Origin of the sequence: Microbacterium sp. NPDC077663 (assembly GCF_044542795.1) — a bacterium.
Lineage (GTDB): Bacteria > Actinomycetota > Actinomycetes > Actinomycetales > Microbacteriaceae > Microbacterium.
The window spans coordinates 355425-381864 of record NZ_JBITVE010000001.1 but is presented as its reverse complement, the minus strand read 5'-3'; the positions used below and the strand labels follow the sequence as shown (position 1 = coordinate 381864).

Sequence of the window (26440 nt, the reverse complement as noted above, 5' to 3'; positions counted from 1 at the left end):
CGTGCGCCGGACCGCTTAGTGCTCTTCTGCCACCGCGAGCTGGATGTAGACCGCGGTGAGGATGGCGAAGACGTAGGCCTGGAGGAAGGCGACGAAGATCTCGAACAGCGTGAAGGCGAACCCGAACGCGAGCGTGCCCGCAGCCAGGGCGGAGAACCAGCCGCCGACGTCGAGGAGGAAGAACTGGGTCGCTGCGAAGAACAGGACCAGCATGAGGTGCCCGACGATCATGTTCATCAGGAGACGCAGCGTCAGCGTGACGGGTCGGATGATGAAGGTCGAGAGGAACTCGAGCGGGATGATGATGATGTAGAGCGGCCACGGCACGCCCGACGGCATGAGCGAGTTCTTGAAGAACGCACCCGCGTTGTGCTTGATGCCGGCGTAGATGAAGGTCACGTATGCGACGAGGGCCAGCAGCAGGGGAACCGCGACGATCGAGGAACCGGCGATGTTCAGGAACGGGATGACACCCGTGATGTTCATGAACAGCACCATGAAGAAGATCGTGGTGAGGATCGGCAGGAAGCGCCGGCCGTCCTTCTTGCCCAGCAGGTCCTCGGCGATGTTGACGCGGACGAAGTCCAGGCCCATCTCGACGACGCTCTGGAAACGTCCCGGCACGACCGTCATGCGGCGGGTGCCGAGCCAGAAGATGAGGACGATGGCGATCGTCGCGAGGATCTGGATCAGGTGGATCCGGTTGATCTCGAGGGCACCGATCTGGAAGACCGCGTCGGGGAAGAATTCCGAGATCGACGGCCCATGGAATTCAGGGGCGTCTTCGGCGGCAGTAGCGATCAGGGTCGCAGCTTGAGTAAACAGCGCTGGCTCCAGCTTCGGGGCGTCGATCTAAGGATCGGGCGACGATGGTCGGTGAGCTGACTCCGCAGACGTTCCCGTCGGGATCAGGCGGGCTCGGAGAACAGCCTATCAGTCCTGAGACGTGGCCGAGTCCCCGGGCCGGCGTTCACCGGCTTCCACCTCCGCGGCGGTGGGCAGCGTCGTGTCGCTGACGGCGGAGGTCCGCATCCGGAGCATCACGACGACGTCCACGACCAGGGAGGCGACGATGCTGACGACGAGGGAGACGAGGAAGACCAGGGGCGTCAGCCACGGCTGGTCGCGCAGGACGAAGAGGACGACGAGGAACACCACGAACTTGAGGATCCATCCGCCCATGACCGAGCCGAAGAAGATCGGGACGAACAGCGGGTCGCCGTAGAACCGATTGGCGATGAGGATCGACACGATCGTGAAGGCGAGGAAGACCGCCGCCATGAGGACGGCGACGAGGGCGCTCCACAGCCCCGAGGTGCCGGCGACGAGCAGTCCGACCGCTCCCCCGGCGAGGAGGAGGACGAGGGTGACGATCCCGGACCACACGAGTGCGGTGCGCAGCATGGACGTGGACGAAAGGGTGCTCACGAGCGGACCTTCTGTTCGGGCGCGACCGCTCGGGCACGTCGCGCGGGGGGCAGTGTGACGAGGACGCAGGCGATGCATCCGATGACGAGGAAGGCGACACCGGGCCAATAGCGGCCGGGCCACCCCTTGGTCGTGCCGATGTACATGAGCAGGACCGACAGCGAGACGACCGCGGTCCACGCGTAGAACACGAAGACCGCGTTCCGGTCGGTGTGTCCCATGTCGAGCATCCGGTGGTGGAGGTGCTTGCGGTCGGGCGAGAACGGCGATTTCCCCTGCGCCATGCGACGCACGACTGCGAGACCGAAGTCGACGAGCGGCAGCAGCACGATGACGACGGGCAGGATGACGGGGATGAACGCACCGAGCAGCTGCGACCGGCCGAACAGGTCGTTGTCGCTGAGCAGGTTCGGCGGCAGGTTGCCGGTGACGACGATGGCCGACGACGCCATCATGAGGCCGAGGAGGAGGGCACCGGCATCCCCCATGAACATCCGTGCCGGGTTCCAGTTGAACGGCAGGAATCCGGCGCACATCCCGAGCAGCACGATCGCGATGAACACGCCGGTGTTGCTCTGTTCACTGTTGTCGAAGTCGCGCACGAGCATCGCCGAGTAGGCGAAGAACACCGCGTTGGCGATGAGGCAGACCCCGGCGACCAGGCCGTCGAGGCCGTCGATGAAATTGACGGCGTTCATGACGATCACGATGAGCAGGATCGACAGGCTGATGCTGACCCAGCTCGAGACGACGACCTGCTGCCCGACGGGGAGATAGAAGATCTGGATGCCGCCCGGCGACACGACGATCCAGGCGGCGACGAACTGCGCCCCGAGCTTGATCATCCAGTCGAGGTCCCACAGGTCGTCTGCCACGCCGACCACGACCATCAGGGCCGCCGCACCCAGGAGCGACCACACCATGGACGGCTCCTGCCAGACGATGGCGAAGGCGGGCAGCTGCGACGACAGGACGAAGAACCCGAGCATGCCGATGAACATCGCCACTCCCCCGAGCCGCGGCGTCGGGGTCTTGTGCACGTCCCGCTCGCGGATCGCCGGGTGGAGCCCGAACTTCATCGCCACACGCCAGACGACCCACGAGAAGACGAAGGTCAGGGCGCCGGTGATGACGAACGCGAGCAGGTAGTCCCTCACGCGGCGTCGGATTCGTCGGGCGCGACCGGATCCGGCTCGAGCAGGTCGCCGAGCACCTCGCGCAGCTCGGCGCGCGAGACCGCGCCGTCGCGCAGGACGGCGACGGGTCGGCGGTCGCGACCGACGAGACCCGTGGCGTCGATGATGGTCGAGGCGACACCGGTGTCGACGAGCCCTCCGTCGAGGTACACCGAGATGCTGTCGCGGAGCATCTCGATCGCCGACTCGATCTCGAGAGCGGCGGGCTTGCCCGTGAGGTTCGCGCTCGAGACCGCCAGCGGCCCGGTCTCCTGCAGCAATTCCAGGGCGAACGCGTCGTCCGGCATGCGCACCGCGACGGTGCCGCGCGTCTCGCCGAGATCCCACTGCAGTGAGGGCTGCGCGGGCAGCACGATCGTGAGTCCGCCCGGCCAGAACCGCTCGACCAGACGGTCGACGGGTTCGGGCACCTCCGCGACGAGGGCGCGCATCGTGTCGGGTCCGGAGACCAGCACCGGCGGAGGAGACTGCCGGCCGCGGCCCTTGGCGGCGAGCAGGCGCGCGACGGCGGAGGCGTTGAACGCGTCGGCGGCCACGCCGTAGACGGTGTCGGTCGGCATCACGATCAGTTCGCCGCGGCCGATGGCCTGGCGCGCCTGGCGCAGAGCGGGGAGCAACTGGTCGGCGGCACGGCAGTCGAGGACGGGAGACATATCCGCAGCATTCTACGAGGACCGGGCTCGGGACCGCCTGCGAACCCCCGGGGACCGGTCGCCCGGATTCAGGGACGCAGGGCGGTCGTCGCGCGGTCGCGGGTGGTGAGGTCGCGGTGGGTGGCGGCGCCGCGCCATCCATCGACCGTCAACAGGTCGCGGATGCCGGGACCCTGCCATTCGCCGTGTTCGATCACCAGCGTGCCGCCGGGGTGGAGCAGCCGCAGCGCGACGCCCGAGAGGACGCGGACGACGTCCAACCCGTCGGGACCGCCGTACAGCGCCGCCGGCGGATCCCAGAACCGCACCTCGGGATCGCGCGGAATCGCGTCGGCGGGCACGTAGGGCGGGTTCGAGACCACGACCGACACGCGACCGTCGAGCTCGGGGAACGCATCGGCGAGGTCGATGAACGCGAGCCGGGCGTGCGGCGCGTGCTGGGCGAAGTTCTCCTTCGCCCAGATGAACGCGTCGACGGAGTTCTCCGCCGCATGTACCTGCGCGTGCGGCACCTCGGTCGCGAGCGACAGCGCGAGCGCCCCGCTGCCGGTGCCGAGATCGACGGCGATCGGCTCGGGACCCGGCGCCGCGCGCAGCGCATCGATCGCGAGCTGGGCGACCATCTCGGTCTCGGGACGCGGCACGAAGACTCCGGGACCGACACGGAGTTCGAGGTGGCGGAACGGAGCCGTTCCGGTCAGATGCTGAAGCGGCTCCCGCGCGGCGCGGCGCTCCACGAGCTCGGCGAAGCGGGTCGCGGCGTGCTCCGGCATCCGATCACCGCGCATCATCGCGGCGGCGAGCTCGCCCCGGCCCACCCCGAGGACGTGAGCGGCGAGGAGCTCGGCGTCGACGCCGGACGACGGGACGCCGGCGGCGGTGAGCCGCTCGGCGGCGAGACGCACGAGGGGGGCGAGGTCGCTGCCCGCGGGCGCGTCGGAAGTCCGTGAAGTCGACATGGGAAGTCTCAGGATACCGCGCACCGCAGCGTCACAGAGGGCTGCGGGTGCCACCGGGACCGTAGGCTGGGGGGCGCATCGCGGTCACCTGAGCCGCACCCTTCGACCCCACCCGCACGGAAGGCATCCCATGACCGGCATCCACTCCGACATCACGAGCGCATTCGGCAACACCCCCCTCGTCCGACTGAACCGCGTGTCGGAGGGGCTGCCGGGGACCATCCTCGCCAAGCTCGAGTTCTACAACCCGGCATCCTCGGTCAAGGACCGCCTGGGCATCGCCATCGTCGACGCCGCCGAGGCGTCCGGAGAGCTGAAGCCCGGCGGCACGATCGTCGAGGGGACGAGCGGCAACACCGGCATCGCCCTCGCCATGGTCGGAGCCGCCCGCGGCTACAAGGTGATCCTGACGATGCCGTCGTCTATGTCGGTCGAGCGGCGGATGCTGCTGCGCGCCTACGGCGCCGAGCTCGTGCTGACCGACCCGTCGCTCGGCATGAAGGGCGCCGTCGGCGAGGCCGAGCGCATCGCCGCCGAGACCCCCGGCGCCGTGCTCGCGAAGCAGTTCGCCAACCAGGCCAACGTCGAGATCCACCGCAAGACCACCGCCGAGGAGATCCTGCGCGACACCGACGGCGCGGTCGACTACTTCGTCGCCGGCATCGGCACGGGCGGCACCATCACGGGTGTCGGCCAGGTCCTCAAGGAGCGCGTACCCGCCGCGAAGGTCGTCGCGGTCGAGCCGAAGGACTCCCCGCTGCTGACCGAGGGCAAGCCCGGCCCCCACAAGATCCAGGGCATCGGCCCGAACTTCATCCCCCCGATCCTCGACCAGGGCGTCATCGACGAGGTGCAGGACGTCACCTTCGACGACGCGATCGAGACCGCGAAGAAGGTCGCCACCAGTGAGGGCATCCTCGTCGGCATCTCCTCGGGCGCGGCCATCTGGGCAGCCCTCCAGGTCGCGGCCCGACCCGAGGCGGAGGGGAAGAACATCGTCGTGATCATCCCGTCCTTCGGCGAGCGGTACCTGTCGACGGCGCTCTTCGAGGAGTTCCGCGACTGACCCGGTCCCCTCTCGAAAGGTTCGTCGTGCCCGGCATCGCCACCTCCGTCCGTCGCAGCCTCGTCGCCGCGGTCCGCGCCGTCCGCGAGGACGTCGCCGCCGCGAAGCTGCGCGACCCCGCAGCACGCGGCGGTGCCGAGATCGCGCTGCTGTACCCGGGGCTCCACGCCGTGTGGAGCCACCGGGTCGCGCACGCGCTCTGGCGACGCGGATGGCGATTCCCCGCCCGCGCGCTCTCGCAGGTGACCCGCTGGCTCACCGGCATCGAGATCCACCCCGGGGCGCGCATCGGACGACGGTTCTTCATCGACCACGGCATGGGCGTCGTCATCGGTGAGACGGCCGAGGTCGGCGACGACGTCATGCTGTACCACGGGGTGACGCTGGGCGGACGGACCCGCGACGGCGGCAAGCGGCATCCCACCCTCGAGGACGGTGTCGCCGTCGGCGCGGGGGCGAAGATCCTCGGCCCCGTCGTCATCGGCGCCCACTCGGTGATCGGTGCGAACGCCGTCGTCACGAAGGACGCGCCCGCCGACTCCGTGCTCGTCGGGGTGCCGGCGCGTGCGCGGCGCCGGGCGGTCGGCGAGGACACCCGGGCGATCCTCACGGCGCCCGAGTACCACATCTGAACGGTCAGGCCTCCGAGCCCACCGCCGCCAGCCGCGCCTCCTCATCGGCCGCAATGGCGGACTCGATGAGCGGGGCGAGGGCGCCGTCCATCACCTGGTCGAGGTTGTAGGCCTTGTACCCGGTGCGGTGGTCGGCGATCCGGTTCTCGGGGAAGTTGTACGTGCGGATGCGCTCGGAGCGGTCCATTCCCCGGATCTGCGACCTGCGGGCGTCGGATGCCGCGGCATCCCGCTCCTCCTGCTGCTTGGCGAGCAGCCGCGCGCGGAGTACGCGCATGCCGGCTTCGCGGTTCTGCAGCTGACTCTTCTCGTTCTGCATCGACACCACGATGCCGGTCGGCACGTGCGTGATGCGGACGGCGGAGTCGGTGGTGTTGACCGACTGCCCTCCCGGCCCCGAGGAGCGGAAGACGTCGATCTTGAGGTCGTTCGGGTCGATCTGCACCTCTTCGGGCTCGTCGACCTCGGGGAAGACCAGCACGCCGGTCGTCGAGGTGTGGATGCGGCCCTGCGACTCGGTCGCGGGCACCCGCTGCACGCGGTGGACACCGCCCTCGTACTTCAGGTGCGCCCAGACGCCCTGCGCCGGGTCGCTCGAGGAACCCTTGATCGCGACCTGGACGTCCTTGTAGCCGCCGAGGTCCGATTCGTTGCGCTCGAGGAGTTCCGTCTTCCAGCCCTGCGACGCGGCGTACTGCAGGTACATGCGCAGCAAGTCGGCGGCGAACAGCGCCGACTCGGCGCCGCCCTCCCCCGCCTTGATCTCGAGGATCACGTCACGGGCGTCGTCGGGGTCGCGCGGGATCAGCAGCCGGCGGAGCTTCTCCTGCGCCTCGGCGAGTCGCTGCTCGAGCGCGGGGACCTCGTCGGCGAAGGCGGCATCCTCCTTGGCGAGCTCCCGCGCCGCAGCGAGATCATCCTCGGCCGCGCGCCAGGCGTCGTAGGCCGCGACGATGCGCGACAGCTCGGCGTACCGCCGGTTGACGCGTTTCGCGCGCGCCGCATCGGCGTGCACCGCGGGGTCCGAGAGTTCCTCCTGGACCGCGCGGTGCTCGTCGATCAGCGTCTGGACGGACTCGAACACGACTCGGCGTCAGCGGATGCTGTTCTCGTGCCCGTGTCCGTGGCCGCCCGCGGCGGGTGCCGGGATCGACTTCTGCATCTGCACGAGGAACTCGACGTTCGACGTCGTCTCCTTCAGCTTGCCGAGGACGACCTCGAGGGCCTGGTGCGGGTCGAGGCCCGCGAGGGCGCGACGCAGCTTCCACGTGATCTTGACCTCGTCGGCCGAGAGCAGCATCTCCTCGCGACGCGTGCTCGAGGCGTTCACGTCGACGGCGGGGAAGATGCGCTTGTCGGCCAGCTGGCGCGAGAGGCGCAGCTCGCTGTTGCCGGTGCCCTTGAACTCCTCGAAGATGACGTCGTCCATCTTGGAGCCGGTCTCGACGAGCGCCGTGGCGAGGATCGTGAGCGATCCGCCGTTCTCGATGTTGCGCGCGGCGCCGAAGAAGCGCTTGGGCGGGTAGAGCGCGGAGGCGTCGACGCCGCCCGTGAGCACGCGACCCGAGGTCGGTGCCGAGATGTTGTACGCACGACCGAGGCGGGTGATCGAGTCGAGGAGCACGACGACGTCGCGGCCGAGCTCGACGAGACGCTTCGCGCGCTCGATGGCGAGCTCGGCGACGGTCGTGTGGTCCTCTGCGGGGCGGTCGAACGTCGAGGCGATGACCTCGCCCTTGACGGTCCGCTGCATGTCGGTGACCTCTTCGGGGCGCTCGTCGACGAGAACGACCATGAGGTGGACCTCGGGGTTGTTCGTCGCGATGGCGTTCGCGATCTGCTGCAGGACGATCGTCTTACCGGCCTTGGGCGGTGCGACGATCAGTCCGCGCTGACCCTTTCCGATCGGGGCGACAAGGTCGATGATGCGCTGCGTCAGCTTCTCGGGAGCCGTCTCGAGGCGCAGGCGCTCCTGCGGGTAGAGCGGCGTCAGCTTGCCGAACTCGACGCGAGTCGCGGCGTCCTCGACCGACAGGCCGTTGACGGCGTCGACCTTGACGAGGGCGTTGTACTTCTGACGGCTCGACTGCTCGCCCTCGCGGGGCTGCTTGATCGCACCGACGACGGCGTCGCCCTTGCGCAGGTTGTACTTCTTGACCTGACCGAGCGAGACGTAGACGTCGCTCTGACCGGGGAGGTAGCCCGTCGTGCGGACGAAGGCGTAGTTGTCGAGGACGTCGAGGATGCCCGCGATCGGGATGAGGACGTCGTCCTCGCCGATCTCGGTGTCGAACTCGTCGTTCGTGTTCTGACCGCGGCGCTTGTTGCGCTGACGACCACGTCCCTGCCCCTGCTCGTCGTCGGTCTTCTCCTCGACGGCGGGCTTGTCGGCGGGTGCGTTCTGGCCGTTGCCGTTCTGGCCGTTCCCGTTCTGGGCTCCGCCGGCCTGGGCGTTGTCGCCCTTGTTGCGGTTGCGGCTGCGGCTGCGCGAACGGCTGCGGCTGCGGCCGGACCCCTCGCCGGTGTTGTCGCCATCCTCAGCGGATGCCGTCGGTGCCGCGGCGTCGCCGGTGACAGCCTCCGCGGCGGCGTCGCCCTGGGCGTCGTCGGCTGCAGGAGCCTCGACGGCGGCGTCGGCGGCCGGAGTCTCCGCGGCCGGAGTCTCCGCGGCCGGCGTCTCGGCGGCCGCGGTCTCGGCGGATGCGTCCACAGTCGGAGCGTCGGCGGCGGGCGCCTCGTCGGCGGCGGGCGCGGTCTCGGCAGCAGGCACGTCGGTGCTCTTGGCACGACGCGGAGCGCGCTTGCGCGGCGCCTTCGCCGGCTTCTCGGCGGAATTGTCCTCAGCCGGGGCTTCGTCGACGGCCGGCGCGGCGGCGGCGACCTCGTCATCGGCGACGGCCGCAGCGGGGGCCTCCTCAGCGGAGGCCTCGTCCGCGGGAGCCTCCTCAGCGGGGGCCTCCTCGACGGCGGTGTCTTCGGTCGCTGGCACAGCCGACGGGGCGGCAACGTCCGTGGTGGTCTCGTCGGCAGCGGCGCCGCCGGTGGCGACGTCGTCGCCGGTCTGGATCTCGGAGATGGACTCCACGAGTTCTCCCTTTCAGATGTGGAAAGTCATAACCGCAGATGGTTCCGTCCACGACGGATCCGAATCCTCAGCGGGGTGTTCGCGCAGGCACAGACGTTGCGCAGGCCCGTCAGAAGGGGTGTGCGGTGGTTCGCAGATTGCGATGGAGGGCAGATTCACGTGATTACGTGGCATCCTCCGTATGGTCCCTCACTGTACCACCCCGGACATCGACGGCCAGCAGCAGCGGTTTCCATGGCGTGTCCGTCGACCGGGCCGCGAACTCGACCGCCTCGAGGCGGCGTCCGGGTCCGTCGGCCAGGACGAGCACACTCGGACCGGCACCCGACACGACGGCGGCGAAGCCCGCCGATCGCAAGGACTGCACGAGTGCGTCGGTTGCCGGCATCGCCTGCGCCCGGTAGGACTGGTGCAGCTTGTCCTCGGTGGCGGCCATGAGCAGTTCCGGACTCTGCGTCAGCGCGGCGATCAGAAGAGCGGATCGAGAGACGTTGAAGACGGCGTCCTCGCGGGTGACGTGGAGCGGGGCGAGGCCGCGAGCCACCGACGTCGACATCGTGAAGTCCGGCACGAACACGAGCGGGGAGACGCCCCGGTGGACGGCGAGCTTCTTGTGCTGCGGGCCGTCCTGATCCATCCAGGCGATCGTGAGGCCGCCGAACAGCGCGGGCGCGACATTGTCGGGGTGTCCTTCGAGCTCGGTGGCGAGGCGCAGCAGGGTCTCGGGTCCGAGCGTCACGTCCCCCTCGAGCAGGCCCTGCGCCGCGAGCAGACCGGCGACGACCGCCGCTCCCGACGAGCCCATCCCGCGGCCGTGCGGGATCACGTTGTGAGCGCGCAGACGGATGCCGGGCATCGGCCGGCCGACCGCCTCGAAGGCGTACGCCATGGAGCGCACGACGAGGTGCGAGGCATCCGTCGGCACATCCGCGGACCCCTCGCCCGTGACCTCGATCTCCAGCCCGGGGCCGTCGAGAGCGGTGACGACGAGCTCGTCGTGCACGCTCAGGGCGAGTCCGAGCGTGTCGAACCCCGGCCCCAGGTTGGCGCTCGTCGCCGGGACCCGGACGGCGACGGAGCGCCCGGCGAGCGTCATCCCGCCACGCGGGTGAGGTCGAGCGCGGACGCCACCTCGCTGGTCGCAGCGTCCACGACGAGGGGCTCGACCTGCGAGCCGTCCGCGTTGCGCAGCGCCCACTGCGGGTCCTTCAGGCCGTGTCCGGTGACCGTCAGCACGACCTTGGCGCCGTTCGGGATGACCCCGGCCTTGGCGCGGTCGAGCAGGCCCGCGACGCTGATCGCGGAGGCCGGCTCGACGAACACGCCGACGGTGCCGGCGAGGAGCTTCTGCGCGGCGAGGATGCGCTCGTCGTCGATCGCCCCGAACCACCCGTCCGTGGCCGTGCGCGCCTCGAGGGCGAGGTCCCACGAGGCGGGGTTGCCGATGCGGATGGCGGATGCGATGGTCTCGGGATTCTTCACAACCTCGCCGCGCACGAGCGGCGCCGACCCCTCGGCCTGGAAGCCGAACATGCGGGGCACGCGCGTCGCGACGCCTCGCTCGGCCTCTTCGCGGTATCCCCGCGAGTAAGCGGTGTAGTTGCCGGCGTTGCCGACGGGGATGAAGTGGAAGTCGGGGGCGTCGCCGAGCTGGCTGACGACCTCGTAGGCGGCGGTCTTCTGCCCCTCGATGCGGTCGGGGTTGACCGAGTTGACGAGGTGCACCTTGTACCCGCCGGCGAGCTCGCGCGCGATCTCGAGGCAGTCGTCGAAGTTGCCGCGGAGCTGGATGAGCTTGCCGTTGTGGGCGACCGCCTGGCTGAGCTTGCCCATCGCGATCTTGCCCTCGGGGACGAGGACGGCCGCCGTGATGCCGGCATGCGCGGCATACGCCGCAGCGGAGGCCGAGGTGTTGCCGGTCGAGGCGCAGATGACCGCCTCGGCACCGTGCTCGACCGCGCGCGACAGCGCGACCGTCATGCCGCGGTCCTTGAACGAGCCCGTCGGGTTCATGCCCTCGAACTTGATGTAGACGTCGGCGCCGGTGATGCGCGACAGCGAGGCGGCGGGGATCAGGGGCGTGCCGCCCTCGCCGAGCGTCACGACGGTCGAGGCGTCGGTGACGCCCAGTCGATCGGCGTACTCGCGGAGGACTCCGCGCCAGACGTGTGCCATGTCAGTCTCCTTCTACGCGCAGGACCGAGATCACGCGGCGGACGGCGCTGGTGGCAGCGAGCCGCTCGACGGTGTCGGCCAGGTCCTGCTCCCGGGCCGTGTGGGTTCCGATGACGAGGTGCGCGACGGCATCCCCGTTGCCCTGGGCGACGGCGTCGCCCGAGGTGGTCTGCTCGACGGTCGCGATGGACACGTCCCCGTCGCTGAGGATGCCGGCGACGGTCGCCAGGACACCCGGTCGGTCGTCGACCTCGAGCGTGATCTGGCAGCTGGTGCGGATGCGGCCGATCGGCACGATCGGCAGGCCCGCCCGGGTCGACTCCCCGACGCCCGGGCCTCCGGCGACGTGGCGCCGCGCAGCCGACACGACGTCGCCGAGAACGGCGGAGGCGGTCTGCACTCCCCCGGCGCCCGCGCCGTAGAACATGAGATCGCCGGCGGCCTCGGCCTCGACGAAGACGGCGTTGTTCGCGCCGTGCACCGAGGCGAGGGGGTGCTCGCGCGGAACGAGCGCCGGATAGACCCTCACCGAGATCGCCTCGCCGGTGGGCGCCGCGTCGGGCTGGTCGACGAGACGCTCGCAGACGGCGAGCAGCTTCACGACGTAGCCGGCCTTGCGTGCGGCCTCGATGACACCCGCATCCACCGACGTGATGCCCTCGCGATGCACCGCATCGAGGGGGACGGTCGTGTGGAAGGCGAGGCTCGCCAGGATGGCGGCCTTCTGCGCGGCGTCGTAGCCCTCGACATCCGCCGTCGGGTCGGCCTCGGCATAGCCAAGCCGCTGCGCCTCGCCGAGCACCTCGTCGAACCCGAGACCCTCTCGGTCCATGCGGTCGAGGATGTAGTTGGTCGTGCCGTTGACGATGCCCATGATCCTGCGCACGCGATCGCCCGCGAGAGAGTCGCGCAGGGGCCGGATGATCGGGATGGCGCCGGCGACGGCGGCCTCGTAGGCGACGGTGGCACCGACCTGGTCGGCGGCGTCGAAGATCTCGCTGCCATGGGTGGCCAGGAGCGCCTTGTTGGCCGTGACGACGTCGGCGCCGGAGGACAGTGCGTGGAGGATGCGGGTGCGGGCGGGCTCGAGCCCGCCGGTGACCTCGATGACGATGTCCGCACCGGCGATGAGCGTGTCGGCGTCGGTCGTGAAGAGGCCCCGCGGCAGGTCGGCCTCACGGGGGGCGTCGACATCGCGGACGGCGATCCCCACGAGGTCGAGCGGGGCACCGGCGCGGTCGGCGAGCTCGTCGGCGTGCGTCAGCAGGAGGCGGGCGACCTGCGATCCGACGGCACCGGCTCCCAGGAGCGCGACGCGGAGGCGACGGGGTTCGATCATGCGGACTCCTCGGTGGTGCGGGATGCGGCCGGTGCGACGCCGAGGTCGCGCGCCAGCAGGTCGTCCTCCGTCTCGCCGCGGACGATCAGCCGTGCGGCGCCGCCGCCGACGGCGACCACGGGAGGACGGGTCAGGTAGTTGTAGTTGCTCGCGAGCGAGAAGCAGTAGGCGCCCGTGGCGGCGACGGCGAGCAGGTCGCCCGGCTCGACGTCGCCGGGGAGGTACTCGGCCGAGACGACGATGTCGCCGGCCTCGCAGTGGCGGCCCACCACACGCGTCAGCGCGGCGTCGGCTTCGCTCCGGCGGTTCGCGAGGCGGGCGCTGTAGTCGGCCCCGTAGAGAGCCGTCCGCGCGTTGTCGCTCATGCCGCCGTCGACGCTGACATACAGCCGCTCGAGCTCGTCCGAAACGCGCACGGGCTTGACGGTCCCGACGCGGTACAGCGTCACGCCCGCGCGGCCGACGATGCTGCGTCCGGGTTCGAAGGCGAGCTCGGGAAGCGGGATGCCGCGGCTCGCGCACTCCCGTGCGACGGCCGCGACGATCCCCTCGGCGAGCTCGGCGATCGGGGTCGGGTCGTCCTTCGAGGTGTAGGCGATGCCGAAGCCGCCGCCGAGGTTCAGCAGGGGCACCTCACCGCCCTCGCGCAGACGCGCGTGGAGCTCGACGACGCGGGCGGCGGACTCCGCGAACCCGGCCGTGCCGAAGATCTGCGAGCCGATGTGGCAGTGGAGCCCGGCGAAGCGGAGCGACGGGAGCTCACGGATGCGGGCGACCGCAGTCTCGGCATCCGTCAGGGCGAAGCCGAACTTCTGGTCCTCGTGGGCCGTCGCGAGGAAGTCGTGCGTCTCGGCGTGCACACCGCTGTTGACCCGGAGGAGGACGGTCTGCACGACGCCCTGCGCCGCGGCCTCTGCGGCGACGCGCTCGATCTCGATCAGCGAGTCGATCACGATCGAGCCGACGCCCACGCGGACGGCGCGGCCGATCTCGACGGGGAGCTTGTTGTTGCCGTGCAAGCCGAGGCGCGCCGCGTCCGCTCCCGCGGCGAGGGCGACGGCGAGTTCGCCGCCACTGGCCACGTCGACACCGAGGCCCTCGGCGGTGACCCAGCGGACGACGTCGGTGGTCAGCAGCGCCTTGCCGGCGTAGTACACCCGCGCCGTGCCGCCGTGACGGGCCGCGGCGTCGTAGAACGCGGCCAGCACCTCGCGGGCGCGGGCCCGGATCAGGTCCTCGTCGACGACGTAGACCGGTGTGCCGAACCTCTCCGCGAGCTCGGTGGCCGGGATGCCGCCGAATGCGAGCGTGCCGGCGTCGTCCCGCGCGGTGCCGTCCGGCCAGACGGCCTCGACGAGCGCATTCGCGTCATCCGGCTTCGTGAGCCACTCGGGCACGGCGGGACGGTCGGAGGCGGTGGACACGCAGGGGCACCAATCGGGGTGGGAACGGGATCGTCGGGCGGTGTGGCCACGCCCCGACGGTGCCCACAGTCTAGGGCACCCCGGTCGCGGCCCCCGGCCCCGTGACGCTACGAGGCGTCGGCGCAGGAACCGGGCCGCTGCGCGGTCGTGTCGCGGAGGATCGCGCTGTCGATGTCGAAGGAGGCGACGACCCCGCGCTCGGCCACGGTGACGTCGGTGAGCGTAAGCGCGCGCGGCAGGTAGTCCGCGAGGCACACCGGCCAGTTCTGCGCGAAGGACCCGACGAGCGGGCCCAGCTGCTGCCGCAGCGCCTCGGCCGAGACGTCCACCTCGCCGAGGCGGAACGTGGTCGGCGACAGGACGAGTTCGCCGTCCTCTGCCACGGCCGACAGGCGCACACCGAGCGGGACGGCGGCCCCGAACACGTTGAGCTCGGTGTCGAGCGCGACGTCGGGCGGGGCGAGACGGAAGGCGTCGACGGGGAACCCGTCCACCCGGGAGAGAATCGCGCGGACCTGCTCCTCGTCCATCACGACGACGGCCCGCGCGCTGCTCCAGTCGCCGCCCTGGCGAACCGGGGCATCCGCGATGGTCACCTCGACGTCGCCCGAGATGCCGTCGACCTCCACGTCATCCGCGGACAGGCTCATCGAAGGGATGTTGCCGACCACCAGCTGGGGCAGGAGCAGTCCGGGGATGTCGACGTCGATCGCCTGATCCTCGGGCAGGCCGAGGTTCGAGACGAGCTGCGACCTGATGACCTGCGGAACGATCGCGCGTGCCGCGAACTCGGCGGCGACCACCAGCGCGGCGACGACCGCGACGACGACGATCACGACGACCCAGCCGCGTCGGTGTCGGCGGGGCGCCGTGACGGTGGTCACGTCACATCCGCTCGGGCGCGCTGACGCCGAGCAGGTCGAGGCCGTTGCGCAGCACCTGGCCGGTCGCGTCGTTCAGCCACAGGCGGGTGCGGTGCAGGTCGGTGACCTCCTCGTCGCCGAGGGGCGTCACGCGGCAGGAGTCGTACCAGCGGTGGTAGAGGCTCGCGAGCTCCTCGAGGTACCGCGCGATGCGGTGGGGCTCCCGCAGCTCCGCCGCGAACGCCACGAGACGGGGGAACTCCTGCAGGGCGCCCAGCAGGGCGGACTCCGTCTCGTGCGTCAGCAGCTCGGGGGCGAACGCGTCGCGCGCGACGCCCGAGTCGGCGGCGTTGCGGGCGACGTTGTGCGTTCGCGCGTGGGCGTACTGCACGTAGAACACCGGATTGTCGTTCGTGCGCTTCTGCAGGATCTCGGGGTCGAGCGTGAGCGGTGAATCCGCCGGGTAGCGCGCCAGCGAGTACCGCAGCGCGTCGGTCCCGAGCCACTCCCGCAGGTCGTCGAGCTCGATGATGTTGCCGGCGCGCTTGGACAGCCGGGCGCCGTTGATCGACACGAGCTGTCCGATGAGCACCTCGATGTCCTTCTCGGGGTCGTCGCCCGCCGCGCCGGCGAGCGCCTTCAGACGATGGACATAGCCGTGGTGGTCGGCGCCGAGCAGGTAGATCTTGTGTGCGAACCCGCGGTCGCCCTTGTTCAGGTAGTACGCGGCGTCGGCGGCGAAGTAGGTGTACTCGCCGTTCGAACGACGGATGACGCGGTCCTTGTCGTCGCCGAAGTCGGTCGTACGCACCCACACCGCACCGTCGGCGTCGAACACGTGACCCTGTGCACGCAGGCGATCGACGGCCTGGTCGACCAGGCTCGGACCGCCGTCCTCGCCGGCGGCGTGCAGCGTGCGCTCGCTGAAGAAGACGTCGAAGTGGACGTTGAACTTCTCGAGGGATGCCTGGAGCTCGGCGAGCTGCAGCGCATAGGCGCGATCGCGCGCGACGGCGACCTGCTTGTCCTGGGGCAGGTCGCTGATGGCGGGCTCGATCTCTGCGACACGGGTCGCGAGGTCGTCGATGTAGGCCCCGGCGTAGCCGTCCTCGGGCGCTGGCTCCCCCTTCATCCGCGCCAGCACGGATCGACCGAACCGGTCCATCTGTGCGCCGGCGTCGTTGATGTAGAACTCGCGGACGAGCGTCGCACCACTGGCGAGCAACAGGCGTGCGATGGCGTCGCCCAGGGCCGCCCAACGGGTGTGGCCGATGTGCATCGGGCCGGTCGGGTTCGCGCTGACGAACTCGAGGTTGATCGTGTTGCCCTCCTGCGAACGCCCATGCCCGAAAGCCGCGCCGGCCTCGACGATGGTCTTCGCGAGCGCGCCGGCAGCGGCGGCATCCAATCTGATGTTGATGAATCCGGGACCGGCGACCTCGACCGAGGCGATGCCGTCGATCGCGGCGAGCGCGTCGGCAACCTCGGCGGCGAACTCGCGCGGGTTCGCACCCACCTGCTTCGCGAGCTTGAGGGCGGCGTTCGAGGCCCAATCCCCATGGTCGCGGTTCTTCGGGCGCTCCACCGGGAAGTCGGCGACCGTGAGCGCCTCACCGGAGCCGGGTCGTCGCGCCTCCACGAGCGGGGTGACGACGGCGAGGAGGGCGGCGGAGAGGGCTTCGGGAGTCATAACCCGACAAGTCTACGTTTCGGGCGCTCCTCACGCCGACGGCAGCACCACCCAGACGCGCGCCCCGCCCAGGGGCGAATCGTCGATGCCGAGCCGGCCGCCGTGGGACTCGACGATGCGGCGGCAGGTCGCGAGGCCGATGCCGAACCCGGGGGCGTCGGCGTTGGAGCCCCGCTCCAAGGGTTCGAGCACGAGCTCCCGCTCCGCGGGCGGAACCCCGGGACCGTTGTCGTCGACCACGATCCGCACCCCGGCAGCGACCGTCCCGACCGAGACGACGACCTCCGGCAGGCGACCGCCGATACCGGAGAATTTCACGGCATTCCCGACGAGGTTCTGCAGGAGCACCCCGAGCAGGGTCGGATCCGCGTTCACGGGGACGGATGCCTCGACGGTCACTTCCGCGCCGTTGTCCTCGCCCGCGCTGCGCAGATCCTCCATGGCCGAGGCGACGAGCGGTTCGACCTCGATGGCCGTACGGCGGATCGGCGCGCCGCCGACGCGCGCATAGTCGAGCAGTCGCGCGATCATCCCCGACATGCGGTCGGCCACGGACTCGGCGCGTGCCAGTGCCCGTGACGCCGCCGGCAGGCCCGCGACCTCGGGGACGTCCGCCGCGAGCTCGATGTACCCGGTGAGGGCGGTGAGGGGGTTCCGCAGGTCGTGCGCGACCTGAGCGGCGAAGTTCTCGAGCTGCTCGTTGGACTCACCGAGCTCCCGCGTGATGCGCCGGAGCTCCAGCACGTCGACGATCTGCCGCGCGATGAGGGCGAGCGCCTCGCTCTCGTCCTCGGGGAGATCGCGCGGCACCTCGTCGAAGATGCAGATCGTCCCGATCGGCACGCCCATCGGGGTGATGAGGGGGCTGGAGGTTAGAACTTGACGTTCGCGACCTCGCCGGTGACGAAGGGGTTGCCGGCGAATCGCTCATCGAGGCTCGCGTCGGTGACGACGGTGTGGCCGGGCTTGCGGAACACCACCGCGCACATCGAGTCCTCGCGGCTGCAGACCGCCGGTTCGATGCCGACCGCGGCGATCTGGTGCTGGAAGCGGTCGTCGATCAGGTTGATGACCGCGGTCGGCACGCCGCACACGGTCGCGGCCAGCCGGACCAGCCCCTGCAGGTCGGCTTCCGGAGCCTCGCCGAGGACGCCGTAGCCCTCGATGATGGCTCGGCGAATCACGTCGTCCGCGGTTTTCACCCGCACCTCCCCCGTGTCCTACCGATTACCCTAATCACCCGAGGGAGACCAGGGCCGCCCGATCGTCGCGGAGCGGGTCGGATGCTGCGGCGACGACGTCGCCGTCGCCGTCGATCCGCGCGTCCACGACGAGCCGCTGCAGCGCGAGGTTGGCGCCGTAGTAGCTGAGGAAGGCGCAGTCCGCGGCATCCCGTCCCGTGGCGATGCGCACCAGGCCGTGGCGGTTCGAGAGTCGGGTGGCGTCGACGACGAGCCAGCGACCGTCGATCCAAGCCTCGGCGACGGCGTGGAAGTCCATCGGCACGAGCCCGGGGGCGTAGCAGGCGACGTAGCGCGCCGGAACGTCCATCGCCCGCAGGAGCGCGATCACGAGGTGCGCGTAGTCGCGGCACACGCCCTGCCCCGTTGCGAGCGTCGTGACCGCGGAGTCGGTTCCGAGCGAGAGCCCCGGCGAATAGGTGACCGTCTCGGCGACGAAGGACTCGACGGCCGCGAGCAGATCGGTCCCGCGGAGTCCGCCGAACTGGCGGCGCGCCTGCGCGAAGACGGAGTCGGACGGGGCGTAGCGACTCGGTCGGAGATAGACCGCGGTGTCGAGCGGGGAGGCGGGCGCGACGGTGAGCGGCCCGTCGATGCGAGCGTCGTAGCGCACCTGCAGCGGCCCCGCCGCAGCCCGGAGGCGGTGCAGTCGCGTGCCCTCGGCATCCGTCACCGTCAGCGGGCTCAGCTCCTCACCGTCCCGGAAGAGCTGCAGACGCTCGTGCGCGACGGGCGTGCCGGCGGCGACGGCGACGGAGAGGATCAGATCGAGTTCCCCCTCGAGCTCGAGGTCGAGTTCCGCCCTGACGACACGCTGCACCGGGCAATCCTCGCACGCGGAAGATCGGAGTCGGCGAGTCGGGCGATCATCGCTTACCCTCGTCGCATGACCTCTGAACGACGCGCTCGGGGGTGGGGGCTGGGGGTCATCGCCGCCGGGGTCGCTGCCATCGTCGCGCTTGCTGCGTGGCAGCCGTGGCGCACGGCGCCGACGGTGGATGCCGCGACCTCGACCTCCGGCATCCCCGCCGTCGAACTGCTGTCCATCCCCGCCGACGCGGATGTGCTCGTGTTCGGCGATTCGTGGACCTACGGGGCGGCCGCCACGGTGCCCACGGACGGATACGCGTATCAGCTGGGTCGACTGACGGGGTGGGACGTCACAGTCGACGGCGTGCGCGGTTCGGGCTACATGAAGCCCGGATTCGACGGTCCCGACTTCCGGACCCGCGCCACGTGGCTGGATCCCGCCGCCGACTACGACCTCATCATCATCCAGGGCTCCATCAACGACCGTCTGCAGGGCGAGCGCGGCTACCGCGAGGCCGTCGATGCGACCTGGAACGTCTTCGCCGGGCTCTACCCGCGCGCGCAGATCGTCATCTTCGGCCCGACCCCGCACCAGTTCCCGATCGACGAGGGCACGGCGCGCATCGACCGCGACCTGCAGAAGGCGGCCGCCGACCGACACTGGTGGTACATCTCGTCGCTGCAGGAGCAGTGGATCACGCCCGCGAACTACCTCGACGTGATCGACGTGGGCGCCGGCAAGCGGCATCCCTCCGACGAGGGTCACGCGTACCTCGCCGAGAAGTTGCTCGAGGCCCTGCAGGAACGCAGCGCCAGCACCGACGCGGGCGGCGTTCCGATCGAGGACGAGTCGGCACCCGCCGACCGCTGACCGTCAGCCGCGCAGCGCGTCGGTGATCGGGACGTCTCCGCTGTTGAAGGAGACCGTCCGCCCGATGGTCGCGGGCTCCGCCAGAGCGGCGGCGATGACCGCGGCGACGTCCGCTCGCGAGACGGACGCGCCCTCCTGCGCGTGCACGTCGATACGGCCGGTCGGTTCGTCGAGGGTGAGCGCAGACGGGGCGAGGATCGTCCAGTCGAGGTCCGCGTCGCGCAGGTGCGCGTCGGCGGCCGCCTTGGCCTCGGCGTACGCGTAGAAACCGTCCGACGGGTCCACCCCGTGATCGGGACCCGCACCGAAATACGACACCATGACGTAGCGGCGGGCCTCGGCGGCGACGGCCGCGTCGATCGAGCGGATCGCGGCATCCCGGTCGACGGCGTAGGTGCGCTCGGGTGACCCGCCTCCGGCGCCGGCCGACCACACGACCGCGTCACTGTCGGCGAGCAGTTCGGTGATCGCATCGATATCGGATGCCGCGACGTCGGCGACGACCGCGGTGGCACCCGTGCGGGCGACATCCTGCTCGTGGTCCGGGTTGCGGATGATCGAGGTGACCTCGTGCCCCGCCTCGACGAGGAGGGGTGCGAGCAGCAGCGCCACCTTCCCGTGTCCGCCGATGATCGTGATGCGTGCCATGAAGGCTCCTCTCTACCGCCTCGACGCTACGGTGGACAGTCCCCCGGGTTCCGCCCCTTGCGCTTGTACGCTCGACATGGAAGGGGGCCCGCGCGCTCCCGATGCATCGACGAGGGGGACACGGACGTGACCGACACGACGCCTGCCGGGTGGTATCCGGCTCCGCACGCCGGCAATGAGCTCCGCTACTGGGACGGCTCGACGTGGCACGCCGCTCCCCCGTTCCTGCCGGCCGGCGCCGGCACACCGGCCGGACCGTCCGCGAACGCCCCGGGCGTTCCGCCGGTACCGCAGCCGTACGGACAGGTGCCGCCCTACGCTGCGGCGCCGCCCGCGTACGCGGCCGCGCCGCCGTACGCCGCGCAGGGCATGCCGCCCGCTGCGTACGGAGCTCCCTCGACGGGCTACCCGCCCTACGGCGGTGCCATCGTCCCGGGTCCGCCGCAGGGGCTCGCCGTCGCGGCCCTGGTGCTCGGGATCGCGGCCTTCCTCTCGGCGTGGATCCCGTTCCTCGGGCTGATCATCGCCCTGGTGGGTGCGATCATCGGTGTGCTCGCCCTCGTCCGGCGTCAGCGTAAGGCTCTCGCGGTGACGGGCACCGTACTCTCGGGGCTCGGCCTCGCGTGGGCGCTCATCGTGACGATCTCGCTCTCGTCGATCATCTGGGCGCCGACGCCGTCCTACGAGGATCCCGACGTCGGCGCGGCACCGGCTCCCGATGCCTCGCCCTCCCCCGGAGAGGGATTCGACTCCTTCGCCCCGGAGTCCGGCCCGGGCTCGGTCGATGACCCGCTGCCGCTGCCCTACGTGGCCGGCTCCTCCGCGGGCGACGACTATCGCGCCGAGGTCCGGTTGGTCGATGAGGATGCGACGGACGAGGTCCTGGCCTGGAACGAGTACAACGGCCTGACCGCGCAGGGGATGCGGTACGTCCTGGTCGAGATGACGGTGACGGGCCTCGATCCCGAGGGCACGGAAGCCGCGTACGCGTCGTACGACCTCTCGCTCGCCACCCCCGACGGGAAGATCTACCCGAGCGCATTCGTCGTGGCGCCCGAGGACTCGACGATGTTGAGCGACGCGGGCACGGTGGCCGAGGGTGAGACGGTCGAGGGCCTCGTGGCCTACCTCGTCCCGGAGGACGCCACCGACCTGCTGCTGTCGGATTACGCGAACTTCTACTCGTTCTGACCCGGCAGCGGGATGATGCGTCCCGCGTCCCACGGCTCATCCCAGCCGAGTCGGGTGAACAGGCCCGCGAGGATCATCGCGGTGAACCCCCAGACCAGACGCTCGCCGCGCAGGGTCGGGATGAGGAACGCCGGACCGCGGAACTCGCCCCGCTCGCTGTGCACGACGGTGGTGCCGCGGTGGGCGGGGTCGAGGAGGTCGGCGACGGGCGCCCGGAACACGTCGGCTGATTCGGCCTCGTCCACGACGCGCACGGGCGACGGCCGCCGCCACCAGGCGATCACCGGGGTCACGAGGTGCCGCGAATACTCGAGCGGGATCGGCTCGAGCGTGCCGAGCACGTCGACGCCGCCGGTGTCGAGCCCCGTCTCCTCCCACGCCTCGCGGAGGGATGCCGCGACCGCATCCTCATCCCCGGGATCGACCCGCCCGCCAGGGAAGGCGACCTGGCCCGGATGCGCCCGCAGCGTCTCGGCGCGCGACAACAGGAGGACGTCCAGATCGCGCGAGACAGCCCGATCCGCGGCGTCTCGTTCCGCGGGCACGTCGTCCAGGACGCCGAAGAGGATCAGGACGGCCGCCGGGCGGGCGCCCGGCACCTCGGGGATCGAGCGGAGGACCTCGAAGCCCGGTTGCGCGGCGCCGGCCGCCACGGACTCGACGAGACGGACGAGCTGCTCTCGCGCCGTCTGGGTGGGAGCGGACGAGGTCATGGATTCAGGCTAAGTGACGGGGTGGACGTGGGCGCAGGAGCCACCGCACCGGTGATAGTCTCGATCGGTACGCCTCCGTAGCTCAGGGGATAGAGCGTTGGTTTCCGGTACCAGAAGTCGGGGGTTCGAATCCCTCCGGGGGCACCAACCAGTGGATGTTCGAAACTCCGACATGTTGATTCGTGTCGGAGTTTCGTTCGTTCCGGCCTGCTCGCTATCGGGCTGCTCGGCGGGGATGACGGCTTCGCGCTGGACGTCGGGGTCGAGGATGATGTTGAACGGCTTGGCCGTGGTGGCGTCGATCTGCTTGCGCTCGCGAATGCGGATCTTGGTGAAGAACGCCTGGTTGGCCAGGCGCCGGTTCTGGTCGTTGCAGCCGGCGTAGATCCGCCCGATGTCGGAGGCGAGGGCGAGGCAATCGTCGATGTGGGCGCGGGCTTCGGCGTAGTCGTTGTGGTGCTCGGCGAGGCGCTCGTCGATCGCTGCTTGCTCGGCGCGGAGCCGGTCCTGGAACTTGGAGAACTGCTCGAGGCTGATCGTGTCCTTCAAGTGAGCGTCGAGGAGCCGGTCCTGCTCGTCGATGTTCGCCGCCCGCCGCTTGGTGAGCTCCGCGGCCTCAGCCCCTGAGGCTTCGGTGAGGCGGTCGAGTTCATGGTGGAGCATGCCGCGGAGTGCGTCGCGCATCGCCGGGGTGATTTGGATCCGCTGGTAGTAGTCGACGATGAGGTCTTCGACGTCGGCGACGAGGATCGCGGCCTGGGTACAGTCGGTGCGTTTCTGGTGCCGGCCGAGACAGACGAAGTACGGGTAGATGTTGCCGTTGCGGGCACTGGTGTTGTTGATCATCAGCCGTGATCCGCACTGGTCGCAGAACACGGAGCCTTTGAGGTAGTGGTCGTGTTTCTGGGTGCGATCGCCGGAGGTGGCGTGGGAGGTGAGGACGGATTGCACTTGGTACCAGACCTCGGGTTCGATGAGGCGTTCGTGGGCGCCGTCGTAGCGGACGCCGCGGTAGACGACGTCGCCCTTGTAGTAGGGGTTGGTCAGCATCCGGTGCACCGACGACAATGCGAGCGGGCGTGACGGACGTCGCGGCGTCGGCACGGTCGTCAGGCCCCGCCCCGCGAGCTCGCGGCGCAGCTGGGCTAGGGAGTAGTTCCCGGACGCGTAGGCCTCGAACGCCCATTTCACGATCGGGGCGCGGTCGGGGTCGAGGGCGATGGAGCGCACCTCGCGGCCGAGATGGTCGCGGTCGAGCGTGTTGAGGTATCCGATCGGCGCTTTCGACGGGGTGCCGCCGGTCATGGCCTTCTGGGTCATGCCTTTGACGACCTCGGTGGCGAGATTGCGGGAGTAGAACTCCGCGATCGTCGACATGATCCCGTGTAGCAGCATCCCGGACGGGGTCTCGTCGATGTTCTCCGTCGCCGAGACGAGCATGACGCCGGCTTCTTGGAGGGCGATGTGGATGGCGACGTCGTCGGCGCGGTTGCGGGCGAGCCGGTCGACCTTGTGGACGATGCAGTACGCGACCTTGCGGGTGGTGATGTAGCGGAGCATCCGCTGCAGGTCGGGGCGGTTCGCGCTCTTGGCGGACTCGCCGGCGTCGACGAACTCCTCGACGACAACCGCGCCGAGCGCTTCGGCCTTGCGTTGGTTCGCGTCGCGCTGGGCGGGGATGGAGAATCCTTCGTCCGTGCCGCCCTTCTCGGCCTGCTCCTTCGTGGACACCCGCAGGTACGACACGGCGAACGCCTCACCCGACAGCATCCGGGAGGTGTCCAGTGCCGGGCTGGAGGCGAGGAGCGTCATGACGCCACCACCGGAACGACGGGGACGGCTGGCGCGGTGGGTGTGGGGTTGCGGTGGGTGCGCATGCGGGGCGCCACCTTTCACTCGATCCGAACAGGCGAAAAGCAGGTCGCCCGTTCCTGGGGTCGCGCGTCGAGTGTGGTGGCTGCCCACCCCTCTGGGTTGGCGTCTGCGTCCCCGCCCGAGAGATGGGCGGTTCGGCGTGTGGTTGCTGCGCGCCCCGGCCCGCCGCCAAGCGGCAGGAAGGGCGTCTGCTCGTTCTGATGCTACCTCTGAAACGCCGTGGTTACGGGTGCTACCGGGGCTTCAAGGTCGGTGGCGCCGCCTGGGCTTCGCGGTGCTGGCGGGCGTCGGCGACGCGTTCGAGGGCGAGGCGGATGAACAGTTCCGTGAGGATCCCGAGATCCGGCTCCGGACGGTGCACGGCATCGACGAAGAACCGGCGGTCCTCGTACGGCACGTACCCGGTACGCCGCTGATACGGGCGACGGCGGCCCATCAGCGCCCACCCAGCTCTCCGGCGGGCCGCTCACCGTTGACGACTTGCCGGATGACGGCATCCTGCTCCGCCTTGCGCGCCGCGACCTGCTCGGCGACAAACACGACGAAGTCCTCGCTCCGCTTCGCCACCGGCCGCTCGGACACATCCGGCGGCTCCCATCCCTCGGGCTCTCCGCCGGGCCAGGCGGTGATGCGGGTGGGCCGGTCGCGGTCCAGGCGAGCGCCGGAGATCGTGACCCAGTCGCGGAGGCGTTCGCGGGCGACGGCGAAGTCGTGATGCCAGGCGAGGGCCTGGTTGCCTTTGGCTGCGGGATCGAAGCAGAACAGCCAGTGCTGCCGCAGCGCGGACAGCTCCCACAGCAACTCCGGGTGCCGGTGCCACATCGGCGGAACTACCTGCGCGGGAAGCCCGTAGGTGTGCCGGACCCAGTCGACCCACTGGTTCAGCTCGAGTAGTTCCCGTTCGAGATCGCCCGGGGGCAGGGTGCGCCAGTTGATCGGCCGCGGCGTGGCGGAGAGGACCTGGGTCATCTCCGTCGTGAACTGCTCCTTCGCAATCCGCCTCGCTTCGGCGACGATCTTCGGCGGCAGGTCATCCGGGCGCATCGTGCCTGGACGCGGGGCTGGCGGCTCATCATCGGCGGACGATGGTATCGGGGTGTCGCTCATCAGAAGCTCCCTGGGGTCAAAGACGACGGGTGCCGCGCCCCGTGCGGAGCTCGGCGCGGTGAGGGGGGGTGCGGGTGCGGTGGCCAGGTGGAGACGGCTGGTGAGACTGATCGCCGCACCCGCGGCTTATCGGGTGACGGCGTCTCGCTGCACGCTGGTCGTGCTCGCGAAAGGCTCCGGGTCGGGCTCCAGCGCCGCCTCACGCGCCGCGACCGCCTGCTGCGCCGTCTCCCAGGAGGCCGGCTCGCGGGAGGTCTCCTTCCGGGCTGGGGTCTCCCGTTTGGCGGCGTCGCGCTGGGGCGGGGTGCGGTCCACGGTGTAGCGGGTGAGATTTTTGTCGTGCCCGATACGGGAGGCAACGAACTGCTCCCGCTCGGTCCCGTCCTGCCCAGTGTAGGTGCGGGTCTCGCCCTCGGCGATGAAGTTGTCGCCCTTACGGAACTGGTCGTGCGCGCGCTCGGCCGACTTACGGAACATCACCAGGTCCGTGAACGTCGGGTCCAGCTGCGTGAACGTGCCGTCCTCCTGAAGTTTCACCTGCGGCTGCCCGACCCGCAGATACAGGCGGGCATCGCCCTTACCGGTGAACGTCAACTCCGGGTCGGAAGCAACGAACCCGGACAGGGACTCTTTCGTGCGGATCACCATGAACTGCTCTCCCTCGTCAGTCACGCCCGCTCGGATGGGCGGGGCTGACCGACAGGTACGCGCGCCCTACCGCCCCCGACGCGATGCTTGCGGGTGCCTGTTCGCACGCGACTCGTCAAGGATCAGATGGTCAGACACGAACCCGACCCGTGCCCGCCCAGCTCAATGGGTCGCGGGGGCGCCCGAGGGCCCGTTTGAGGGGTGCGTCCTCCGCTGCATCCGAATGCGAACGGGGTAGCTGGGGTGCCTCGTCCACGTGCCGCTTCTCCTGGGCGGACGTCTCGCCGCGCCGTCCGCAGCGGGCGCAACCATCAGGTGTGTCGAACGCCTTTCCTCGACGTAGGCGAGGTCTGTTGCGTCCATGTGCGCTGCGCCGTGGGGAGAAAGATGAGACCAGACAGCACGAGGGCAAGACTGATCCGGCCCGGAAGCGACTGTGACGCGGTCACCATTCCCGCCCAGGGCTGGGGTACATGGATGGTGACGACACCGGCGATGTCCGCGCGGGTCACGGTAGGAGTGTCGGCGACGGGGTTCGCGTCGCCGCGGGTGGTGATCACGCCGTTAGGACTAATGCTGGTCACCCGGTGGGTGTACAGCACTCCGTCCGTGCGGCGCACCGTGACCACATCCCCCGCGCCTATCTCGGCGATCCTTGCAGGATCGATGATGACGAGGTCTCCGCGCTGATAGGTGGGGGCCATCGATCCTCCCGTGACTTCGAGGGTGTGCTGCGCCGTCAGGGCTGTGAGAAGGACAGGCGCGGCGAGCACGGCGGCCAGTACCGCGATCAGGAGCCAGCGTCCAATCGATAGAAGACGCACGA

General features: G+C 70.2%; 28 protein-coding genes, 1 tRNA gene and 1 pseudogene. 7 read left to right on the top strand and 23 right to left on the bottom strand.

The features are described from left to right. Positions 1 to 15: 15 nt before the first annotated feature. The 5 genes from atpB to prmC all read right to left on the bottom strand — a co-directional run bounded on the left by atpB (position 16) and on the right by prmC (position 4236). On the bottom strand, positions 16 to 804 hold the full coding sequence (gene atpB / locus ACIGEP_RS01835) for a F0F1 ATP synthase subunit A (RefSeq protein WP_396660991.1): 789 nt from the start codon (positions 802 to 804) through the stop codon (positions 16 to 18). Positions 805 to 933: 129 nt separating this feature from the next. Beyond that, positions 934 to 1428 carry a hypothetical protein gene (locus ACIGEP_RS01830; protein ID WP_396659932.1) on the bottom strand — a complete coding sequence of 165 codons (495 nt, stop codon included), beginning with the start codon at positions 1426 to 1428 and terminating at the stop codon, positions 934 to 936. Beyond that, positions 1425 to 2585 carry an MraY family glycosyltransferase gene (locus ACIGEP_RS01825; RefSeq protein WP_396659931.1) on the bottom strand — a complete coding sequence of 387 codons (1161 nt, stop codon included), beginning with the start codon at positions 2583 to 2585 and terminating at the stop codon, positions 1425 to 1427. Before ACIGEP_RS01825 ends, ACIGEP_RS01830 begins: the two co-directional genes overlap by 4 nt. Further along, positions 2582 to 3277 carry an L-threonylcarbamoyladenylate synthase gene (locus ACIGEP_RS01820; RefSeq protein WP_396659930.1) on the bottom strand — a complete coding sequence of 232 codons (696 nt, stop codon included), beginning with the start codon at positions 3275 to 3277 and terminating at the stop codon, positions 2582 to 2584. The genes ACIGEP_RS01825 and ACIGEP_RS01820 overlap by 4 nt, the downstream gene beginning before the upstream one ends. 68 nt (positions 3278 to 3345) lie before the next feature. After that, the gene (gene prmC / locus ACIGEP_RS01815) at positions 3346 to 4236 is read right to left on the bottom strand and encodes a peptide chain release factor N(5)-glutamine methyltransferase (RefSeq protein ID WP_396659929.1); all 891 of its coding nucleotides are present in this window, start codon (positions 4234 to 4236) and stop codon (positions 3346 to 3348) included. Positions 4237 to 4366: 130 nt separating this feature from the next. Here prmC and cysK point away from each other — a divergent pair, with 130 nt between their 5' ends. Beyond that, the gene (cysK, locus tag ACIGEP_RS01810; protein WP_396659928.1) at positions 4367 to 5302 is read left to right on the top strand and encodes a cysteine synthase A; all 936 of its coding nucleotides are present in this window, start codon (positions 4367 to 4369) and stop codon (positions 5300 to 5302) included. A gap of 26 nt (positions 5303 to 5328) precedes the next feature. After that, complete coding sequence (gene epsC, locus ACIGEP_RS01805; RefSeq protein WP_396659927.1) at positions 5329 to 5934, top strand: serine O-acetyltransferase EpsC; 606 nt, start codon at positions 5329 to 5331, stop codon at positions 5932 to 5934. A gap of 4 nt (positions 5935 to 5938) precedes the next feature. Here the strand turns inward: epsC and prfA are convergent, their stop codons facing one another. The 11 genes from prfA to ACIGEP_RS01750 form a co-directional block, all read right to left on the bottom strand. Then, positions 5939 to 7018, bottom strand: coding sequence for a peptide chain release factor 1 (gene prfA / locus ACIGEP_RS01800; RefSeq protein ID WP_396659926.1), 1080 nt, complete (start codon positions 7016 to 7018; stop codon positions 5939 to 5941). A 9-nt stretch (positions 7019 to 7027) separates the two neighbouring features. Beyond that, complete coding sequence (gene rho / locus ACIGEP_RS01795; protein ID WP_396659925.1) at positions 7028 to 9019, bottom strand: transcription termination factor Rho; 1992 nt, start codon at positions 9017 to 9019, stop codon at positions 7028 to 7030. 163 nt (positions 9020 to 9182) lie between these two features. Further along, the gene (thrB, locus tag ACIGEP_RS01790) at positions 9183 to 10115 is read right to left on the bottom strand and encodes a homoserine kinase (protein ID WP_396659923.1); all 933 of its coding nucleotides are present in this window, start codon (positions 10113 to 10115) and stop codon (positions 9183 to 9185) included. Further along, positions 10112 to 11194 (bottom strand): threonine synthase, encoded by a 1083-nt coding sequence (thrC, locus tag ACIGEP_RS01785; RefSeq protein ID WP_396659922.1) that lies wholly within the window; start codon positions 11192 to 11194, stop codon positions 10112 to 10114. The genes thrB and thrC overlap by 4 nt, the downstream gene beginning before the upstream one ends. 1 nt (position 11195) lies before the next feature. After that, on the bottom strand, positions 11196 to 12533 hold the full coding sequence (locus ACIGEP_RS01780; RefSeq protein ID WP_396659921.1) for a homoserine dehydrogenase: 1338 nt from the start codon (positions 12531 to 12533) through the stop codon (positions 11196 to 11198). Further along, positions 12530 to 13957 (bottom strand): diaminopimelate decarboxylase, encoded by a 1428-nt coding sequence (gene lysA, locus ACIGEP_RS01775; protein WP_396659920.1) that lies wholly within the window; start codon positions 13955 to 13957, stop codon positions 12530 to 12532. Before lysA ends, ACIGEP_RS01780 begins: the two co-directional genes overlap by 4 nt. A 107-nt stretch (positions 13958 to 14064) precedes the next feature. Further along, on the bottom strand, positions 14065 to 14841 hold the full coding sequence (locus ACIGEP_RS01770) for a DUF2993 domain-containing protein (RefSeq protein WP_396659919.1): 777 nt from the start codon (positions 14839 to 14841) through the stop codon (positions 14065 to 14067). Position 14842: 1 nt separating this feature from the next. Further along, entirely contained in the window at positions 14843 to 16510 is a 1668-nt protein-coding gene (gene argS, locus ACIGEP_RS01765; protein WP_396659918.1) for an arginine--tRNA ligase, read from the bottom strand. Positions 16511 to 16540: 30 nt separating this feature from the next. Beyond that, positions 16541 to 17359, bottom strand: a complete 819-nt coding sequence (locus tag ACIGEP_RS01760) for an ATP-binding protein (protein ID WP_396659917.1) — start codon at positions 17357 to 17359, stop codon at positions 16541 to 16543. 23 nt (positions 17360 to 17382) lie between these two features. Then, on the bottom strand, positions 17383 to 17712 hold the full coding sequence (locus tag ACIGEP_RS01755; RefSeq protein ID WP_396659916.1) for a hypothetical protein: 330 nt from the start codon (positions 17710 to 17712) through the stop codon (positions 17383 to 17385). A 34-nt stretch (positions 17713 to 17746) separates the two neighbouring features. Then, positions 17747 to 18571 carry a transglutaminase family protein gene (locus tag ACIGEP_RS01750; protein ID WP_396659915.1) on the bottom strand — a complete coding sequence of 275 codons (825 nt, stop codon included), beginning with the start codon at positions 18569 to 18571 and terminating at the stop codon, positions 17747 to 17749. 66 nt (positions 18572 to 18637) lie between these two features. Here ACIGEP_RS01750 and ACIGEP_RS01745 point away from each other — a divergent pair, with 66 nt between their 5' ends. Continuing rightward, on the top strand, positions 18638 to 19432 hold the full coding sequence (locus ACIGEP_RS01745; protein WP_396659914.1) for an SGNH/GDSL hydrolase family protein: 795 nt from the start codon (positions 18638 to 18640) through the stop codon (positions 19430 to 19432). A 3-nt stretch (positions 19433 to 19435) separates the two neighbouring features. Here ACIGEP_RS01745 and ACIGEP_RS01740 read toward each other — a convergent pair whose 3' ends face one another. Then, on the bottom strand, positions 19436 to 20080 hold the full coding sequence (locus tag ACIGEP_RS01740) for an NAD(P)-dependent oxidoreductase (protein WP_396659913.1): 645 nt from the start codon (positions 20078 to 20080) through the stop codon (positions 19436 to 19438). 126 nt (positions 20081 to 20206) lie between these two features. Here ACIGEP_RS01740 and ACIGEP_RS01735 point away from each other — a divergent pair, with 126 nt between their 5' ends. Then, entirely contained in the window at positions 20207 to 21271 is a 1065-nt protein-coding gene (locus ACIGEP_RS01735; RefSeq protein ID WP_396659912.1) for a DUF2510 domain-containing protein, read from the top strand. Here the strand turns inward: ACIGEP_RS01735 and ACIGEP_RS01730 are convergent. Next, positions 21259 to 21984 (bottom strand): NUDIX hydrolase, encoded by a 726-nt coding sequence (locus ACIGEP_RS01730; RefSeq protein WP_396659911.1) that lies wholly within the window; start codon positions 21982 to 21984, stop codon positions 21259 to 21261. The two genes, ACIGEP_RS01735 and ACIGEP_RS01730, sit on opposite strands and share 13 nt — an antisense overlap. 71 nt (positions 21985 to 22055) lie before the next feature. On the opposite strand from ACIGEP_RS01730, the gene ACIGEP_RS01725 reads away from it, so the two are divergent. The 3 genes from ACIGEP_RS01725 (at position 22056) to ACIGEP_RS01715 (ending at position 22839) form a co-directional block, all read left to right on the top strand. Next, positions 22056 to 22131: transfer RNA gene (locus ACIGEP_RS01725), tRNA-Arg, on the top strand. A 279-nt stretch (positions 22132 to 22410) separates the two neighbouring features. Further along, positions 22411 to 22611 carry a hypothetical protein gene (locus tag ACIGEP_RS01720; RefSeq protein ID WP_396659910.1) on the top strand — a complete coding sequence of 67 codons (201 nt, stop codon included), beginning with the start codon at positions 22411 to 22413 and terminating at the stop codon, positions 22609 to 22611. 24 nt (positions 22612 to 22635) lie between these two features. After that, positions 22636 to 22839, top strand: a complete 204-nt coding sequence (locus tag ACIGEP_RS01715; RefSeq protein WP_396659909.1) for a hypothetical protein — start codon at positions 22636 to 22638, stop codon at positions 22837 to 22839. Here the strand turns inward: ACIGEP_RS01715 and ACIGEP_RS01710 are convergent. The 5 genes and pseudogenes from ACIGEP_RS01710 to ACIGEP_RS01690 form a co-directional block, all read right to left on the bottom strand. Further along, positions 22753 to 23754 (bottom strand): annotated as a pseudogene (locus ACIGEP_RS01710) (recombinase family protein); the annotation flags it as partial. The gene ACIGEP_RS01715 and the pseudogene ACIGEP_RS01710 sit on opposite strands and share 87 nt — an antisense overlap. A gap of 337 nt (positions 23755 to 24091) precedes the next feature. Continuing rightward, positions 24092 to 24295 carry a hypothetical protein gene (locus tag ACIGEP_RS01705; protein ID WP_396659908.1) on the bottom strand — a complete coding sequence of 68 codons (204 nt, stop codon included), beginning with the start codon at positions 24293 to 24295 and terminating at the stop codon, positions 24092 to 24094. Then, on the bottom strand, positions 24295 to 24966 hold the full coding sequence (locus tag ACIGEP_RS01700; RefSeq protein WP_396659907.1) for a hypothetical protein: 672 nt from the start codon (positions 24964 to 24966) through the stop codon (positions 24295 to 24297). The genes ACIGEP_RS01705 and ACIGEP_RS01700 overlap by 1 nt, the downstream gene beginning before the upstream one ends. 126 nt (positions 24967 to 25092) lie before the next feature. Further along, complete coding sequence (locus ACIGEP_RS01695; protein WP_396659906.1) at positions 25093 to 25614, bottom strand: single-stranded DNA-binding protein; 522 nt, start codon at positions 25612 to 25614, stop codon at positions 25093 to 25095. Between the two features lie 311 nt (positions 25615 to 25925). Then, a complete protein-coding gene (locus ACIGEP_RS01690; RefSeq protein ID WP_396659905.1) occupies positions 25926 to 26438 on the bottom strand; it encodes a signal peptidase I in 513 nt (170 codons plus the stop codon). Positions 26439 to 26440 lie beyond the last annotated feature (2 nt).

Bases quoted from the DNA above. Each gene is read 5' to 3' on its own strand.
- ACIGEP_RS01820 (WP_396659930.1), bottom strand. From the start codon at position 3,277: ATGTCTCCCGTCCTCGACTGCCGTGCCGCCGACCAGTTGCTCCCCGCT.
- prmC (WP_396659929.1), bottom strand. From the start codon at position 4,236: ATGTCGACTTCACGGACTTCCGACGCGCCCGCGGGCAGCGACCTCGCC.
- cysK (WP_396659928.1), top strand. From the start codon at position 4,367: ATGACCGGCATCCACTCCGACATCACGAGCGCATTCGGCAACACCCCC.
- thrB (WP_396659923.1), bottom strand. From the start codon at position 10,115: ATGACGCTCGCCGGGCGCTCCGTCGCCGTCCGGGTCCCGGCGACGAGC.
- thrC (WP_396659922.1), bottom strand. From the start codon at position 11,194: ATGGCACACGTCTGGCGCGGAGTCCTCCGCGAGTACGCCGATCGACTG.
- ACIGEP_RS01780 (WP_396659921.1), bottom strand. From the start codon at position 12,533: ATGATCGAACCCCGTCGCCTCCGCGTCGCGCTCCTGGGAGCCGGTGCC.
- argS (WP_396659918.1), bottom strand. From the start codon at position 16,510: ATGACTCCCGAAGCCCTCTCCGCCGCCCTCCTCGCCGTCGTCACCCCG.
- ACIGEP_RS01760 (WP_396659917.1), bottom strand. From the start codon at position 17,359: ATGGGCGTGCCGATCGGGACGATCTGCATCTTCGACGAGGTGCCGCGC.
- ACIGEP_RS01745 (WP_396659914.1), top strand. From the start codon at position 18,638: ATGACCTCTGAACGACGCGCTCGGGGGTGGGGGCTGGGGGTCATCGCC.
- ACIGEP_RS01740 (WP_396659913.1), bottom strand. From the start codon at position 20,080: ATGGCACGCATCACGATCATCGGCGGACACGGGAAGGTGGCGCTGCTG.
- ACIGEP_RS01730 (WP_396659911.1), bottom strand. From the start codon at position 21,984: ATGACCTCGTCCGCTCCCACCCAGACGGCGCGAGAGCAGCTCGTCCGT.
- ACIGEP_RS01715 (WP_396659909.1), top strand. From the start codon at position 22,636: ATGGTGGAGCATGCCGCGGAGTGCGTCGCGCATCGCCGGGGTGATTTG.
- ACIGEP_RS01705 (WP_396659908.1), bottom strand. From the start codon at position 24,295: ATGGGCCGCCGTCGCCCGTATCAGCGGCGTACCGGGTACGTGCCGTAC.
- ACIGEP_RS01700 (WP_396659907.1), bottom strand. From the start codon at position 24,966: ATGAGCGACACCCCGATACCATCGTCCGCCGATGATGAGCCGCCAGCC.
- ACIGEP_RS01695 (WP_396659906.1), bottom strand. From the start codon at position 25,614: ATGGTGATCCGCACGAAAGAGTCCCTGTCCGGGTTCGTTGCTTCCGAC.